12 protein-coding genes are annotated in these 15,522 nt (G+C 57.5%); 9 read left to right on the top strand and 3 right to left on the bottom strand.

What is annotated here, in order from left to right:
• Positions 1-124 precede the first annotated feature (124 nt).
• The gene (locus tag KP708_RS10500) at positions 125-2,209 is read left to right on the top strand and encodes a ComEC/Rec2 family competence protein (RefSeq protein WP_215751112.1); all 2,085 of its coding nucleotides are present in this window, start codon (positions 125-127) and stop codon (positions 2,207-2,209) included.
• A 7-nt stretch (positions 2,210-2,216) separates the two neighbouring features.
• On the opposite strand, the gene nth is transcribed toward KP708_RS10500, so the two are convergent.
• A complete protein-coding gene (gene nth, locus KP708_RS10495) occupies positions 2,217-2,897 on the bottom strand; it encodes an endonuclease III (protein WP_197463201.1) in 681 nt (226 codons plus the stop codon).
• A 121-nt stretch (positions 2,898-3,018) separates the two neighbouring features.
• Here nth and KP708_RS10490 point away from each other — a divergent pair, with 121 nt between their 5' ends.
• From KP708_RS10490 to KP708_RS10480, 3 genes are all read left to right on the top strand, one after another.
• Positions 3,019-4,857: an ABC transporter ATP-binding protein gene (locus tag KP708_RS10490; protein ID WP_215751058.1), complete on the top strand. Its 1,839-nt coding sequence runs from the start codon at positions 3,019-3,021 to the stop codon at positions 4,855-4,857.
• A gap of 100 nt (positions 4,858-4,957) precedes the next feature.
• The gene (locus KP708_RS10485; RefSeq protein WP_215751057.1) at positions 4,958-6,343 is read left to right on the top strand and encodes an amidohydrolase family protein; all 1,386 of its coding nucleotides are present in this window, start codon (positions 4,958-4,960) and stop codon (positions 6,341-6,343) included.
• A gap of 237 nt (positions 6,344-6,580) precedes the next feature.
• A complete protein-coding gene (locus KP708_RS10480) occupies positions 6,581-7,042 on the top strand; it encodes a hypothetical protein (RefSeq protein ID WP_215751056.1) in 462 nt (153 codons plus the stop codon).
• Here KP708_RS10480 and rdgB read toward each other — a convergent pair.
• Both rdgB and rph read right to left on the bottom strand, forming a co-directional pair.
• On the bottom strand, positions 7,020-7,619 hold the full coding sequence (gene rdgB / locus KP708_RS10475; protein WP_215751055.1) for an RdgB/HAM1 family non-canonical purine NTP pyrophosphatase: 600 nt from the start codon (positions 7,617-7,619) through the stop codon (positions 7,020-7,022). The genes KP708_RS10480 and rdgB overlap by 23 nt on opposite strands.
• On the bottom strand, positions 7,619-8,329 hold the full coding sequence (gene rph / locus KP708_RS10470; protein ID WP_086633158.1) for a ribonuclease PH: 711 nt from the start codon (positions 8,327-8,329) through the stop codon (positions 7,619-7,621). Before rph ends, rdgB begins: the two co-directional genes overlap by 1 nt.
• A gap of 83 nt (positions 8,330-8,412) precedes the next feature.
• Here rph and hrcA point away from each other — a divergent pair, with 83 nt between their 5' ends.
• From hrcA to KP708_RS10445, 5 genes are all read left to right on the top strand, one after another.
• The gene (gene hrcA, locus KP708_RS10465) at positions 8,413-9,483 is read left to right on the top strand and encodes a heat-inducible transcriptional repressor HrcA (protein WP_046900246.1); all 1,071 of its coding nucleotides are present in this window, start codon (positions 8,413-8,415) and stop codon (positions 9,481-9,483) included.
• Between the two features lie 62 nt (positions 9,484-9,545).
• The gene (locus KP708_RS10460; protein ID WP_215751054.1) at positions 9,546-10,436 is read left to right on the top strand and encodes an aldo/keto reductase; all 891 of its coding nucleotides are present in this window, start codon (positions 9,546-9,548) and stop codon (positions 10,434-10,436) included.
• 85 nt (positions 10,437-10,521) lie between these two features.
• A complete protein-coding gene (locus KP708_RS10455) occupies positions 10,522-13,140 on the top strand; it encodes a penicillin-binding protein 1A (RefSeq protein WP_215751053.1) in 2,619 nt (872 codons plus the stop codon).
• 40 nt (positions 13,141-13,180) lie between these two features.
• Positions 13,181-14,312 (top strand): peptide chain release factor 2 gene (gene prfB / locus KP708_RS10450; protein WP_099213300.1). Its coding sequence is split into 2 segments (ribosomal slippage): positions 13,181-13,249 and positions 13,251-14,312, totalling 1,131 coding nucleotides; the frame shifts between segments, so codons are not numbered across the junction.
• Between the two features lie 397 nt (positions 14,313-14,709).
• Complete coding sequence (locus tag KP708_RS10445) at positions 14,710-15,375, top strand: energy transducer TonB (RefSeq protein ID WP_046900242.1); 666 nt, start codon at positions 14,710-14,712, stop codon at positions 15,373-15,375.
• The last annotated feature ends 147 nt before the right edge of the window (positions 15,376-15,522 follow it).

Here is a 15,522-nt window from a genome sequence, read left to right as displayed (position 1 = left end):
CCGTTACGCTCTGCCCGTGACCCGTCCGATATCTCCTGCCGATACTCTGTTGCTTGATGAGTTTGACACCTCTCTGGACGCGCCAGCCAGTGGTGGCTTCCGCCCGTCGCTGATTGAGAGGATTTTGGCAGAGCAGGGGCGGCGGCTGTTTTGCTGGCTCCCTGTCGCGGTTGCATTGGGGGCCCTCACGTATCTGACACTCCGCTCCGAACCCCCTCTTTGGCCTGCATCCGGTATTTCGGGCTGCGTAGCGGTGGCCGTCTGGTTCTGGCGAAAGCGTCCGACCTTACTGTTTCTATTCCTGGTACTTTCAGGGTTTTTGATCGGCTTTCTGGACGCCTCATGGCAGACACGCCGACAACCGCCCATGCCGTCTCTGCCAACGCGAGCCTCTGTCGTAACAGGGCAGGTTATCGCGCTAGAAACACTGCCTCCCAGGCCAGGCAGCGATGAGGGCGGCAGACGGATTGTTCTGGCGCACGCAACGTTCGATACGCCCGTCGATGCAGGAATGGCGCCTCTCAAACGTACGTTGCGTTTGAAACTTCGTGATGATGATTCCGCATCCCCATTACCGGGCAGTATCGTTCAGATCAGAGCAATGTTGAGATCTCCTTCGGCTCCGTCATGGCCGGGCGGTCGCGATCTGCAACAGGAAGCCTGGTTCTCTGGCTCAGCAGGGAGTGGGTATGCTTTGGGCACACTCCAGCACGTGGACAGTGCAGACACGACGGCAGGCCTGGAGGGACTGAGAGAAGCCATAGAAGCGCGCATCGAAAGCGTGCTCCCCGGTCAGACCGGCGCCATTGCCGCGACGCTGCTCGCAGGAGAGGCAGGCGGGATTGATGCTTCCACCCGTCAGGAATTCGCTGCCTCCGGGCTGGCGCATCTTCTGGCTGTCGCCGGACTGCATCTTGGGTTGGTTATGGCTGTCGTCACGGTTTCTGTTCGCGCGTTGCTGACCGCCTTCGAGCGTCTGGCTCTGTATTGGCCCTGTCGAGAAATCGCAGCAGTTTCAGGATTTTTTGCCGGTATTGGATATGTCCTGTTGACCGGTGCTCATCTGCCCAGCGTCCGCGCACTCGGTATGGCGACACTGGTCACGCTGGCTCTTGTTACAGGGCGGCGCGCACTGTCCATACGGTCACTTGCCCTGATTGCGCTCGTCATCCTGCTGGTTTCTCCGGCTTCCGTTCTGGACGTTTCTTTCCAGATGTCTTTTGCCGCCGTGATGGGGCTGATCGCCGGGTATGAAGTTCTGCGTGAACCGCTTGTACGACTTCGAGGCGAAGGTGGGGCAGTGCGCGTCATCCTGTCCCATCTGGCTGCCTTGTCCCTCACCAGCCTTCTGGCGGGGATAGCGACCCTGCCGGTCAGCATGGCGCATTTTGGCGTCTTCCAGCCATGGTTTGTGCTCGCCAACATGCTGGCCGTTCCTTTGGCCGCCGTCTGGATCATGCCCGCAGGTCTCTTGTCCCTGCTCCTGATGCCACTTCATGCCTCGGGTCTTCCGCTCATCGTCATGGGGTGGGGCATCCGGATTATTCAGATCATCGCGCACACAGTTGCGATGTTCCCGTTTGCTTACGAACCTGTTCCAGCCATGCCAGGCTGGGGGCTTGCTGCCTTGCTTCTCGGGTTGTGCTGGTTGTGCCTCTGGAAGGGGTGGCCTCGTCTCGTTGGATTAGGGCCTATTGGTGTGGGAATTCTCTCCATCTGGATGGCGCCTCATCCGGACGTTCTGGTTTCCGCTGATGCAGGGTTGCTTGCCTTGAGGAACGACGGCGTTCTGATGGTTGGTCCTCATGGCAGTCTCGAAAATCTGGCGCTTCAGGACTGGGAGCGGGCGCTAGCTCTGCCGATGGGTTCCCTGCCACCTGACTGCATGACGGGTCTCTGCCGTGTTTCTATCAAAGGCCAGACGGTGCTGCTGCGGGCTAAAGATAGTCTGGATGGCGTTCGTCTCCCGTCTGAGCAGGACTGTCAGGGAATAAGCCTGTTCGTGAGCGCATCTCCGGCCCGTAATGCCTGCCCAGGAGTTCCGTTTATTGATCGCTTTTCGGTCTGGAGAAATGGCGCCTATGCGGTCTTTCTCCATCGAGGCGGTCCAGAGCTGGTTTCGGATCGGAGCTGGCGTGGGAGCCGTCCCTGGGTTCCTGCCATAGGCTCACACGGAATGCCTAATTTGCCGCTGGCTCAGGCAGAATAAGCGCGGATCAAGCCGCTTCTTTGGTCCGTGGTGGCGTAAGACGCTTGTCCGGATACAGGCACCATTGTGTCGCCGGGCAGCGCCAGCATTCAGGCGCGCGGGCTTTACAGACATAACGCCCATGCAGGATCAGCCAGTGATGGGCTGGTCGCAGCATATCCTTGGGAATGCGCGCCACCAGACCATCCTCAACCTGCCGGGTTGTTTTCCCCGGAGCCAGCCCGGTCCGGTTCCCGATGCGAAAGATATGCGTGTCGACAGCCATGGTGTCTGCTCCAAACGCAACATTCATCACCACGTTGGCGGTCTTTCGCCCGACACCAGCCAGCGCCTCAAGAGACTTGCGGTCAGCGGGGACTTCCCCACCATGTCGCTCCAGAAGCTGCTCGCACAGCAGAGCCACGTTATGCGCCTTGGCGCGCCATAAGCCGATTGTCTTGATGTACTGCGCGATCCCGGCTTCCCCAAGTTCCGCCATGCTTTTCGGGTCGGGCGCGTGCTCAAACAGCCCTTTGGTCGCTTTGTTGACAGACTTATCCGTGGCCTGCGCCGACAGAACCACGCTCACCAGAAGCTCGAACGTATTGCGGAAGATCAGCTCACTTTCCGCATCCGGGTTGGCTTCGGCCAGAGCGGTAATGAAAGCCTTGGCCGCGGCCTTGCTCATGGGTCTGGGGGCGTCTGTCATGGCTGAAACTCCGCGCGGGCTGTTGCGTCTGATCCGGACTGTCCGGCAAGATACGCCAAACATCTGAAAATTTCATGCCATCAGGCCGTTGTCCTTGAGGGACAAGACGGCGGAGCTCTTCGTGTCCGATACTTCTACGCAACTTACCGGCCAGAAACAGGAAGGCCGGAAAATCGACGTTTCCTTTACAGAAGTCCTGTCCTTTGTCTGCCGCCGCTGGCTGGCGCATCCAGCGCTGCTGGCCTGGACACTCTCTGGTGTGGCGCTCGCCACACTGGCAGACGTCGTCACACCGATTCTGGCTGGTCGCCTTGTCTCGGATATTTCCAAACACGCTGCCGGGCCAACCATCCCGAAAACCGATGAGCTTCTGAGCCTGCGTAATGATGCGTTCCTCATGGTGGGAGGATTGATTGCGCTTGGTTTGATCGGGCTGTTTGGTCGTCGGTCGTCTTTTGTCGGGATTTCACATCTGACGCTGGCAATCATGCACAAGGTCCTCAATCAGGCCTTTGCCCGCGTGCAGCGATTTTCAACGGACTGGCACGCCAATACCTTTGCCGGGTCGACTGTTCGCCGTCTGACCCGAGGCATGTGGGCTATCGACACACTGGACGACACCCTGCTGCTGATGATCGGGCCAGAGGTTCTGGTGCTCGGTGGCACTACGGCCGTCCTGATGTTCCGTTCTCCTCTGATGGGATCGGTCCTTGCGGTTTCGGTGGTGCTGTTCGCCTGGCTCTCAATTATCCTGACGCTTCGTTACGTTGCGCCCAGTGCCCGTGCATCCAATGAATGGGACACGAAAATGGGTGCAGCCATCGCGGATTCCGTAACCTGCAATCCGGTTGTCAAAGCCTTCGGCTCTGAAAAGCGGGAAGAGCAGCGGCTGGACACCATCGTCGAAGGCTGGCGCGGACGTACCCTGAGGACATGGCTGCGTGGCACCAATAGCGCCAATATTCAGGCGCTGGCCTCTCTTGTGATGCGGATGCTCATGATTGGGCTTGCCGTCATGCTGTGGTGGCAGGGCAAGGCCGGTCCGGGTGACGTCGCATATGTTCTGACAATGATGTTTCTTGTGCAGGGATATCTTCGAGACCTAGGCCAGCAGGTCAGTCAGGTGCAGCGTTCCGTCAATGAGATGGAAGAGCTGATCGCCATCTTCCGCCGGGATTCAGCTATTCAGGATGCACCAGACGCCCAGCCTGCACGGTTTACGAAGGGCGAAGTTCACTTCGAGCACGTGACCTTCCAGTATCCGGGCCAGGACAAACCTCTCTATCAGGACCTCACAATCGATATCGCGCCGGGATCTCGTGTGGCCCTCGTGGGGCCGAGTGGGTCTGGAAAGACGACCCTCACGAAGCTTCTGCAACGCCTGTATGATGTGAACAGTGGGCGCATCACGGTTGATGGGCAGGACATCGCGCATGTCACACAGGATTCCCTGCGGTCGCACATTGCCATTGTTCCACAGGAACCGGTGCTGTTTCACCGCACACTGGCTGAGAACATTGCCTATGCCCGGCCTTCGGCATCCATCGAAGACATCAAGGAAGCAGCGCGTCAGGCCAACGCAGCAGCCTTCATTGAGCGTCTGCCGGAAGGCTACAACACGATGGTCGGTGAACGCGGGGTCAAGCTCTCGGGCGGTGAGCGTCAGCGCGTCGCGATTGCCCGGGCGTTCCTTGCAGATGCCCCCATCCTTATTTTCGATGAAGCAACATCCAGTCTGGATTCAGAATCTGAATCCCTGGTGCAGGAGGCGATGCGCCGCCTGATGCAGAACCGCACCGTCATCGTGGTGGCCCACCGCCTTTCCACGGTGATGGAACTGGATCGAATTCTTGTCTTCAGTCGAGGCGAGTTGAAAGAAGATGGCACCCATGCCGACCTGGTGGCTCAGGACGGTGGCATCTACCGTCGTCTGTTCGAGCTTCAGTCTCTCGAAGGTTAAAGTTCCAAGTGTCTTTTCACAATCGCGAGACGGTATTGGTCTTTTCTGCATGACAGAACGTTTCTCCTCAGCCTGAATGCTGCTGAGGGGAAATTCCATTATGACACTTCGTTCTGCTTTCGCGGGGCTTTTGCTGGCCGCGCCGGCGACGTTGATGGCCTGCACCGCGCAGGCAGAACCTGTTGCGTTCGATCATGCCCGCCTGATCGATGGAACAGGGGACCCCGTCCGTGAAAACGTTACAGTCGTCATTAATGACGGACGAATTGTCTCCATAGGCGATCCGGCCCCTTCAGGAGCCGGGCATATCGATCTCAGCGGCAAAACCCTGTTGCCAGCTCTGATCAGCGATCACAGCCACGTCGGTATCATTAAGGGAACGTCTGGCAGTAGTGAGAACTATACCCGAGCCAATATTCTCGCGGCCCTGAAACAGTATAGTGATTATGGTGTTCTCACCGTCACGTCTCTTGGCCTGAACCGTTCGCCTCTCTTCGATGATCTGCGGCGGGAGCAGCACGCAGGTAAAAATCCAGGTGCAGATTTGTTTGGCGTTGATCAGGGCATTGGTGTTCCGGAAGGAGCGCCGCCCGCTGCGATGGTGAAAGCGTTAGGGCAGGATCAGGTTTATCGTCCGACCACGCCGCAGGAAGCGCGTCAGGACGTAGACCGTATGGTCGCAGAGCACACGGATCTCGTAAAACTCTGGGTGGATGATTTCCGGAACGGCGTGCCGAATGGCAAGACGCTTCCCAAAATGTCCCCAGATATTTACCGGGCAGTCATAGACGAAGCCCATCAGCACAATACGCGCGTGGCGGTCCATATTCATGATCTGGATATTGCCAAAGCTGTCGTGGATGCAGGGGCTAATATCCTCGCACATGGTGTGCGAGACCAGCCGGTTGATCAGGCTCTGATCGACGCCGTGAAGGCCCATGGTGTTTGGTATATCGCTACTCTGGGTTTGGACGAGGCGAATTACCTTTTTGCAGAGCATCCGGAGCTTCTGAATGTTCCCTTCGTGGCAGCTGCCATCGATCCTGCTCTGATGGCTCAGCTTTCAGATGCAGACTGGCGCAAACAGACACTTTCCAAGCCGCTTGTCGCAGCTTCTCACACGGCGCTTGCGATTAATCAGAAGAACCTTCTGACGCTCTATCGGGCAGGTGTGAAAGTGGGCTTTGGAACAGACTCAGGGGCTGCTCCAACGCGTTTGCCGGGGTTTGCGGAACATCGCGAACTTGCCTTGACCGTAGAAGCTGGCCTGACACCGCTGGAAGCCATTGATCTGGCAACTGGAAACGCCGCTGAACTGCTTGAGCTTGAAGATCGCGGTGTTCTAAAAACAGGGAAGCGGGCAGATCTTCTGATCGTTCGTGGTGCTCCAGACCAAAGCATCGCCGATATCGATCAGGTGGATCAGGTATGGCAGCGCGGTGTTCTCGTCAGTCACGGACCGGTCGTTAGACATCTGGCGCATTGATCGAGATGCAAACCTGAAGTTTGCCGTTCTGACAGAACGGCTACGGAACCGTTTTTCCTGTCAGAAGCCTGATTTTGTACTGTTCCCTAACCATATCACGACATAATATTTCCATGAAGCAGACAGGAATGTGGTTCGGATGAGAGACTGCAGTCTGCTTCATGGAGCTGTCCATGGTCGGGAAAGTGCGTGCTCGGCGATGGACAATAAAATCACTGCATATGGCAGGAAAAACGCATGTCCTCTTTTAATTACCTTACAAATGATCCTGGCCTCCACCTTGCCTGCGATGATGGATCTCTCATTCATCCAGCCCGCTGGCAGGGAAGTCATGCCCTTTTCATACTCTCCAGCCCCACAAAGTCGTTCTGGCTTCTCTCACGAAGACATAGCCAGTCTTCGCCTTGTGAGGAACGTGGCGTCCTCATCGGGGATATCACTTTTTACGCGGTAAGAGGCGCTTATCGCCTCACGTCCCATCTGACATTTCCCGAAATTACAGGTTGGGCTTCCAGCGAAGGCGATGATGCGCGCTGGACAGAGGGCCGTGCGCATCTGGAACTTGAAGATGCTCTCCGGAAGGGGACTGGTATGCTGTCCATAGAGGTCTGTTCAACAGGCCCCTATCATTTGGAACGCGAGAGTTCACAGCTCTCCCGGATGTCTGAAGCCGAGCTCAGCCTTCCACACATTCAGTAAGGAAAAGTGCGAGCGCGCGGCCGCGGTGACTGATCGCGTTCTTCTCGTGCTCGCTCATTTCTGCGAAGCTTCGGCTATGACCCTCTGGTGCAAACATTGGGTCATAGCCGTGACCATGCTCCCCACGCGGCGGCCAGACTATCTGTCCATGACATTCCCCAACTACGGAATGTGTTTCGCCGTCGGGCCATGCCAGGCAGAGAGCCGCCACAAATGATGCTGCGCGGTCTGGCGTTTCACCCATTTCGCGATGCACGCGCTCCATCGCAACGGTCATGTCTTTTGAAGGGCCGCCCCATCGCGCTGAATAAACGCCGGGCTGGCCGCCGAGTGCCGAGACGCAAAAGCCGGAATCATCCGCCAGTGCGGGTAAGCCCGATGCACGGGCCGCCGCCAGCGCCTTGATTTCAGCGTTGCCAATGAATGTGTCTGCCGTTTCGTCCGGTTCTGGCAGATTCAGCTCCCCTGCAGACACAACAGTGATGCCGCTTTCTGCAAGTAGGCTGGAGAATTCACGCAGTTTCCCGGCATTATGACTCGCCAGAACAATTTTTGACCCACGGGACAGGCGGCGCATTACAAAGTCTCCAGTGCGGAAGTCTGAGCTTTAAAGAGGGAGGCTGTGCCCAGCTTGGCCAGACGCAGCAGTTCAAAAAACTCGGTTTCCTGAAAGGGGGACGTTTCTGCCGTCCCCTGAATTTCGACGATGCCACCCTCTGCGGTAAGAACAAAGTTCGTGTCGGCCTGCGCTGCACTGTCCTCAACGTAATCCAGGTCCAGCACGGCGCCAGCAGAGGTCAGGCCGCAGGAGACCGCTGCAATTTGGGCTGTCATGACTGAGGACAGATTGGCTTTTTTCAGAGCCATGGAGAGAGCAACCCAGGCGCCGGTAATGGAAGCGCAGCGGGTCCCGCCATCAGCGTTCAGGACATCACAGTCCAGCGTGATAGTCCGTTCTCCCAGCTTCTTCAGATTCACACAGGCCCGCAGAGATCTTGCAATCAGGCGCTGGATTTCCTGCGTCCGGCCAGACTGCTTGCCCTTGGATGCTTCACGGTTGCCACGTTGATGGGTTGCGCGCGGAAGCATGCCATACTCGGCCGTAATCCAGCCCTGACCCTTGTTGCGCAAAAATGGCGGGACACGATTTTCGAGAGACGCCGTGCACAGAACTTCCGTTCCACCCACCCGGATAAGTGCTGAACCTTCCGCATGTCGGGCAAAGCCTGTTTCAATGGAAATGGCGCGACCTTCGTCACAGGCGCGTCCGGATGGGCGCTTTGTCATGCGAAAAAATCCTCTCTCAGAACCGAGCCCTGCCTCTACCGCGTTTGACGAGAAGCCTTCCAGCCCCGACATACAGTTTTACCATGATCAGACCTGACCCTTCCTTCTTCCGCATGCCGAACTCCTTTGCTTCCGGATTGGGAGAGCGGGAAGCTGCGATCCTGCGGGAAATCGTTGAGGAATACGTTGAAACAGGGGAGCCAATCGGCAGTCGCACTCTGGCGCAGCGCTTGAATTTGTCTCTGTCTCCCGCGACGATCCGCAACGTCATGGCAGATCTTGGCCGGGCCGGGCTGTTGTTCAGCCCTCATGTGTCCGCAGGGCGTCTGCCGACCGAGAAGGGCGTTAAACTCTTCGTGGAAGGTCTTCTTCAATTCGGTGCCCTGACTGACGAAGATCGAGCCAGTATCGACAGCCGGCTGGAAATTCATGGCCGGTCCTATCAGGAGACGCTGGCGGAAGCATCGTCCATGCTCTCGGGTCTGTCATCTGCAGCAGGTCTGGTGCTGGCCCCTAAATCTGACGCGACGCTCAAACATATTGAGTTTGTTGCCCTCGGTCCGGGACGTGTTCTCGTGGTCCTCGTCAGTTCAGACGGACAGGTGGAAAATCGCATCATCGAAACCCCGGCAGGATTGCCGCATTCCGCGCTTGTCGAGGCTGGGAACTATCTTAACGCCCATTTGGGGGATCTGACGCTTGGCACTCTGAAAGAGCGTGTCAGCAAGGAAATGGACGTCAACCGCCATGAACTTGATGCTCTGACGGCCAGCGTCATCGAAAGTGGTCTGGCCACATGGGACGCTGATGGCGGAACGCTGTTTGTTCGGGGGCAGGGCAAGCTGCTGGCGGATATCACCGAGATCGAACGACTCACCACGATCCGTATGCTGTTCGATCATCTCGAAACGCAGGAGACCATGCTTCAGCTCCTGCAACTGGCAGACGCTTCGGAAGGTGTGCGAATCTATATCGGCAGCGAGAGCGGCATGTTCGGCATGTCCGGCGTGTCCATGATCGTGGCCCCAGCCCGTAATGAAGCCCAGAAAATCGTGGGCGCCATTGGCGTTATCGGGCCAACGCGCTTGAATTACGGGCGAATTGTACCCGTCGTGGATTACACGGCCCGGATGGTCGGGCGCCTGCTGGGATAGTGACTGCAACCCTTCCGCCGTTGCGCTGTTGAATCCTGCGTCCATCGGAAAGGAAAGAGTCCATGGCTACGATTGACGCAAAGAAATCCGGTACGTTCCTCATTGGTGGTGATCTCAAGGTCCACCGCCTTGGGTTTGGAGCGATGCGCATTACCGGCAAGGGCATATGGGATGAACCTCCAGACCACGAAGAAGTGGTCCAGACCCTTGAAAGCCTCCCGAAGTTCGGAGTGGATTTTATTGATACGGCGGATTCCTACGGTCCGTTCGTCTCGGAAAATCTGATCCGTGAAGTGCTTTATCCCTACAAGAAGATGGTCATTGCGACGAAGGGCGGCCTGACACGGCATGGTCCAGACATCTGGAAGCCAGTCGGAAACCCGGACTATCTGAGGCAGTGCGTGCTGATGTCCATGCGACGGTTGGGCGTTGAGCGCATAGATCTGTGGCAGCTGCATCGGATTGGACCAGATTGCCCGGCAGAGAAGCAGTTCGAGGCAATTGCGAAGTTCCGCGAAGAAGGCCTGATCCGGCACGTGGGTCTGTCGGAAGTGAGCGTGAAGGACATCAAGCTCGCGCAGAAATACTTCCCGGTCTCGACGGTTCAGAACCGCTTCAATCTTGTGGACCGTAAGTCCGAAGATGTTTTGGATTTCTGTACCAAGGAAAACATCGGTTTCATTCCCTGGGCGCCTCTGGCTGCCGGAGAACTGGCCAAGCCTGGTACGGACATGGACAGGATCGCGCATCGGCATCATGCAGATGCAGGGCAGATTGCTCTGGCGTGGCTCCTGAAAAGATCACCGGTCATGTTGCCCATTCCGGGAACCGGAAGCAGAGCCCATCTGGCCTCTAATGTTCGGGCAGCATCCCTGAATCTCAACGATGAAGAGTTTGTTACGCTGAATCGGCAGGGTGAAGAGGCGTGGAAGAAATCCGCCGCCGGATCATAACGATCACGAGCCGCCGTAAACTGTCACAAAATGACCCTTTTCAGTGGGGGCGACGAACGGCTCGTTTCAGTGCTATGCAGTTTGTATGACGCGCCGTTCCATTCGCTCCCGTAATCCGCAGGACCCCAGGGCCAGTGTGCCCCGCGGGCCCCGTTTCCGCCGTTTCCGTCAGTCTCTTGCCATCGTCGCCGGTGTCGGGCTGGTCGGTGTTGCGGGTGCGGGTATCTTGGGTTGGACCACCTACGCCAAACTCGTGGCTGATCTACCAAGTGTGGACAGCCTGAGGGCCTATCAGCCCCCGACCGTCAGTCGCATCTATGCGTCTGATGATCGCCTGATGGCTCAGCTTGCCAACGAGCGACGTATTTTCGTTCCGCTTGAAGCCATTCCGGATCGGGTAAAGCGCGCCTTCCTCGCAACGGAAGATCACAATTTCTACACCCATGGTGGTGTGGATGTGATGGCCATTGCCCGTGCAGGCGTAACGGACGTTTTTGCCCGCCATGGGCGCCGTGCTGTCGGTGCGTCCACCATTACGCAGCAGGTTGCGCGTGGAATGTTGCTTAACAGCAATGCCCGCACCCTTGATCGTAAAATCAAGGAAGCCCTGCTTGCCGTCAAAATGGAGCAGGTGCTGTCCAAGGACAAGATTCTTGAAATCTATCTGAACTGGGCGGATCTGGGGAACGGCTCTTTCGGTGTTGCCGCCGCAGCCCAGACCTATTTCAACAAGCCTCTCGACCAGCTGAATGACGCAGAAGCCGCGTCACTTGCTGCCCTTCCGAAGTCCCCGACACATTACAATCCGTTCCTTCATCCTGACGCCGCCTTGATGCGCCGGAATCTTGTTCTGGATCTGATGGCCGATAACGGCGTCATTTCCCGCGAGCAGGCTCAGGAAGACAAGAAGGAGCCACTGGTCCCGCAGAAGAAGCAGCGGTTTGGACCTTTGCCGGATTCAGAATGGTTCGGGGCCGAGGTCCGGCGTCAGCTCATCAGTTTGTATGGTCAGGATCGCGCTCTTCAAGGCGGACTTGAAGTTCATACCAGTCTGGATCAGCCCCTTCAGGTATCAGCGACAAAACTGCTGCATGAAGGTCTGATGGATTACGATCGGAGCCGCGGAGGTTGGCGTGGCCCGGTCATCCATCTTGATGGCATTGACGCAGAAGGCTGGGAAGAAAGTCTCGATAAGGTCTCCGGTCCAGCCGGAATGCTAAAAGAGTGGCGTCTGGGCGTCATTCTTCCCGGTGGAACTCACGTAGGCTGGAATGAGGAAGGCCAAGCGAAGACTGGTCCTCTTCTGGCAACAGACATCGCGTGGGCACGTCGGATGCACCCGCTTCGTGCTGGGGATGTCATCATGATTGAGCCGCAGGAAAGCGGCTCTGTTGCCCTGCGTCAGATTCCGCAGGTCGAAGGCGCCGTCGTGACGATGGACGTCCATACAGGCCGTGTTCTGGCGATGGTTGGTGGATGGTCGTTCCACGAAAGTCAGTTCAACCGTGCAACGCAGGCTCTGCGTCAGCCGGGCTCTTCCTTCAAGCCGTTTGTCTATCTGGCGGCCATGGAACAGGGCATTTCTCCGTCCGAGAAGTTTGATGACTCCCCCGTCTCATATGGCGACTGGCACCCCAAGAACTACGAGCACGACAACTGGGGGCCAACCACCCTGCATGATGCCCTGCGTGAAAGCCGGAACCTCGTGACGATCCGGGTGGCCGCGCATCTGGGTATGAAGGCGGTCGCAGATACAGCCATCAAGGCCGGTCTTGTAGATGATATGCCGCACGTGCTGCCCGCAGCACTTGGTGCCGTTGAAACGACCGTTCTCAAGGAAGCCGCGGCCTATGCAACGATTGCGAACGGCGGCCATGTTGTTTCTCCCACCCTCATGGATGACATTCAGGATCGCCTCGGCAATATCGTCTGGCGTGCACCTGGCTTGGCATTAGGGACCACCTTGCAGGCGCCACCTGCGCCTCCAACTGCTGATCCGTCATCTCCAACAATTACACCGGCATCGACCGAAGCTGCTGGGGCGCCAGTGCAGCCATCGGCGCCGGTTCCCGGAAGTATCTCTGTTCCTTCCATTGCAGATAGTCGTCCTGTTCTCGCCAGCGAGGCCAGTTCCTATCAGATCGTGGCCATGCTGAAGGATGTCATCGCTCATGGAACGGGCCGCATGGCAGGGGTAGGGATTGACCGCCCCATCGCGGGCAAGACTGGAACCAGTCAGGATTTCCATGATGCCTGGTTTGCAGGCTTCTCTCCGGATATCGTCACGATCGTCTGGGTGGGATTCGATACGCCACAAACGCTCGGACGGAACGCTGATGGTGCCCGCATTGCTGGCCCGATCTGGAACAAGATCATGAAGGTGGCGCTCGCCAACCGGCCGAAGCTGGATTTCCGTGTTCCGGCCGATATTACGCTGGCGTCCTACAACACCGGCCGTATCACTGCGACTGACGGCTTCAAGGCTGATCAGGTTCCGGGTGCGTCGGTGGCTCTGCATGGCTTTGGTGCTGGTACGGAAGCCCTGACAGCGGCAGATACCGGGGCGGATGCCGTTATTTCGGATTCTGAGAGCGATATGACGGACACCAGCGCGCCGAGTGTTGGGTCTTCCTCGAATGCCAAGCCTCAGGCCCAGAAACCTGCGGCATCGGATGGTGACATTGGTGTAGGCGGCCTGTACTGAGGGCAGCCAAACCACCTTATATATAAGTGGAGTATTTATAATGTCGGCTGAGACCGAAGCCCTCTCCGAACAGATCAAGCAGTCGGTGGCACTGCTGAGGAGGCATCTTTAACTGGGATGTCGCCACAACACGCCTCGCGGAACTGAACCACCGCGCGGAAGACCCAGACCTTTGGAATGATTCTGACGCTGCCCAGAAGCTGATGCGCGAGCGAACCATGCTTGCCAATCAGATCGAGGGCGTTGAACAGATCGAACAGGACGTTGAAGGCACGCTGGAACTTGTCGAGCTCGCAGAAATGGAGAACGACACGGATCTGGTGCAGGAAGCCATCGCGACGTTGCGTGGGCTGGCAGCCGACGTGCACAAGCGCGAAATCGAAAGCCTGTTGTCCGGTGAAGCAGACAGTAATGACTGCTACGTTGAAGTGAATGCCGGTGCAGGTGGAACGGAAGCCCAGGACTGGGCCGAGATGATCCTGCGCATGTACACCCGCTGGGCAGAACAGCACGGCTACAAGGTGACCTTCATTGAAAGCAGTGAAGGTGAGCAGGCGGGCATCAAGTCTGCCACCATTCAGATCAGTGGTCTCAACGCTTATGGCTGGATGAAAACGGAAGCTGGCGTGCATCGTCTCGTCCGCATCTCGCCCTTCGATGCCGCTGCCCGTCGTCAAACGTCCTTCGCGTCTGTCTGGGTGTATCCGGTGGTCGATGATTCCATTGAAGTGGAGATCAACGATTCGGATCTGCGTGTGGATACCTTCCGTGCTTCAGGCGCAGGCGGTCAGCACGTTAACAAGACCGATTCGGCCATTCGTATTACTCATATCCCGACAGGCATCGTTGTTGCCTGTCAGACGGATCGCTCACAGCACCGCAACCGTGCCAAGGCGATGGAAATGCTGAAGGCCCGGATGTACGAGGCGGAACTGCAAAAGCGCGAAGCTGCTGCTGCCCAGACTGAAGCTGCCAAGACGGATATCGGATGGGGTCATCAGATCCGCTCCTACGTTCTGGCACCCTATCAGTTGGTCAAGGATCTGCGGACGGGCGTGGAAAAGGGAAATCCGGACGCTGTTCTGGACGGCGCCCTGGACGACTTCATGTCGGCTTCTCTGGCGCAGCGCGTTGGGGCAACACGATCGGAAGCCAGCGCCTCTGCTCAGTAAGAGTACTCTGGCGCATTAAAACGAAACTGGAAGGCCGGGGCGGCGTAATTAATACGCTGTCCCGGCCTTCTTGTTATAATTCTGTTACAGTTTTTGGAAATTTGATTTTCTGAAGGCAGAAAAAAAGCGGAAAAGTGTACTTTTTCGCCCGCTCTCCTGCGAATATTGGCGCCAGACGATCGAAAGATGAGAATTTTTCGTTTCGGGACAGGCAATAATCAGCTTGACACCATGGCCCTAAGGCTGCCCAATCAGCATATCGGGTATGTTCTCACGACATGAGACGAATCACACGTCCGTGAGGTGAGGGAACTCGATGCAAACACAAGGTCGAGATCTCGCACCGTACAGGTGTGGATCCATTGTCGGTGTCAGTGAGGGGTAAGAAGGTTTCGACATGAAGAGCTACGCCGCACAGCAGCGCAAGCCGACGGACTATATTGTCGCGATCGTCGTGGCCGTGCTGGCTATGGGCGCGGTAATCTATGCGCTCATGAGCGGTGCTGTGGGCAAACTCGTCCACGAAAAGCCGCCCATCAAGACGGAAGTGATCAAGGAGCAGCCTAAGCCGCCTCCGCCACCACCACCTCCGCCGCCGCCGCAGATGGAACAGCCGCCGCCGCCGTATATTCCGCCGCCGAAGATCAGTGTTCCGCCGCCACCCAAGGCGATCCAGCGGGTCACACACGCCAAGCCGCCGCATCCGGTTCCGCCGAGCCCGACGCCTGCACCTGAGCCTGTTCCGGCTCCTCCGCAGGGTCCGCCAGCTCCGGCAGTGCCTGATCACACGGCTGGCGCGTCTCCGATCAACGGCGCCAAGCCGGAGTATCCGGAGGAAGCCCAGGAAGAGAACCGTGAAGGTAAAGTTACGGCTTCCTGCGACATTCTTCCGAACGGTCACACGGCAAACTGCGCGATTGTCAGCTCCACCGGTGGTCACGAGTTTGTGGAAAGTGCGCTCGACTTCCTTCGTCGAGCCCGGTACCAGCCCGCCGTCGTTAACGGCGCTCCGGTTACTGAGCATCACCACATTCTGCACGTTGACTTCACGATGGGCGACTAAGTGTCCGTCAGCCAGTAGTCCAATAAGATTGCCTCTTCGGATCAGGTGGTTCGGAGAGGTTCAGGAAAAGGGCCGGTCCCCATATGGCCGGCACCCCAGACAGCTCCTAAAACGGGCATCTCTAACGAGGATATGGAGTTCATGACC

The organism is Gluconobacter sp. P5H9_a, from assembly GCF_018812085.1.
Lineage (GTDB): Bacteria > Pseudomonadota > Alphaproteobacteria > Acetobacterales > Acetobacteraceae > Gluconobacter.
This window is presented reverse-complemented; position numbering and strand designations above follow the sequence as displayed.

Excerpts from the sequence above, each read along its gene's own strand:
- nth (WP_197463201.1), bottom strand. The coding sequence starts at position 2,897 with ATGACAGACGCCCCCAGACCCATGAGCAAGGCCGCGGCCAAGGCTTTC.
- KP708_RS10485 (WP_215751057.1), top strand. The coding sequence starts at position 4,958 with ATGACACTTCGTTCTGCTTTCGCGGGGCTTTTGCTGGCCGCGCCGGCG.
- KP708_RS10480 (WP_215751056.1), top strand. The coding sequence starts at position 6,581 with ATGTCCTCTTTTAATTACCTTACAAATGATCCTGGCCTCCACCTTGCC.
- rdgB (WP_215751055.1), bottom strand. The coding sequence starts at position 7,619 with ATGCGCCGCCTGTCCCGTGGGTCAAAAATTGTTCTGGCGAGTCATAAT.
- rph (WP_086633158.1), bottom strand. The coding sequence starts at position 8,329 with ATGACAAAGCGCCCATCCGGACGCGCCTGTGACGAAGGTCGCGCCATT.
- hrcA (WP_046900246.1), top strand. The coding sequence starts at position 8,413 with ATGATCAGACCTGACCCTTCCTTCTTCCGCATGCCGAACTCCTTTGCT.
- KP708_RS10460 (WP_215751054.1), top strand. The coding sequence starts at position 9,546 with ATGGCTACGATTGACGCAAAGAAATCCGGTACGTTCCTCATTGGTGGT.
- KP708_RS10455 (WP_215751053.1), top strand. The coding sequence starts at position 10,522 with ATGACGCGCCGTTCCATTCGCTCCCGTAATCCGCAGGACCCCAGGGCC.
- KP708_RS10445 (WP_046900242.1), top strand. The coding sequence starts at position 14,710 with ATGAAGAGCTACGCCGCACAGCAGCGCAAGCCGACGGACTATATTGTC.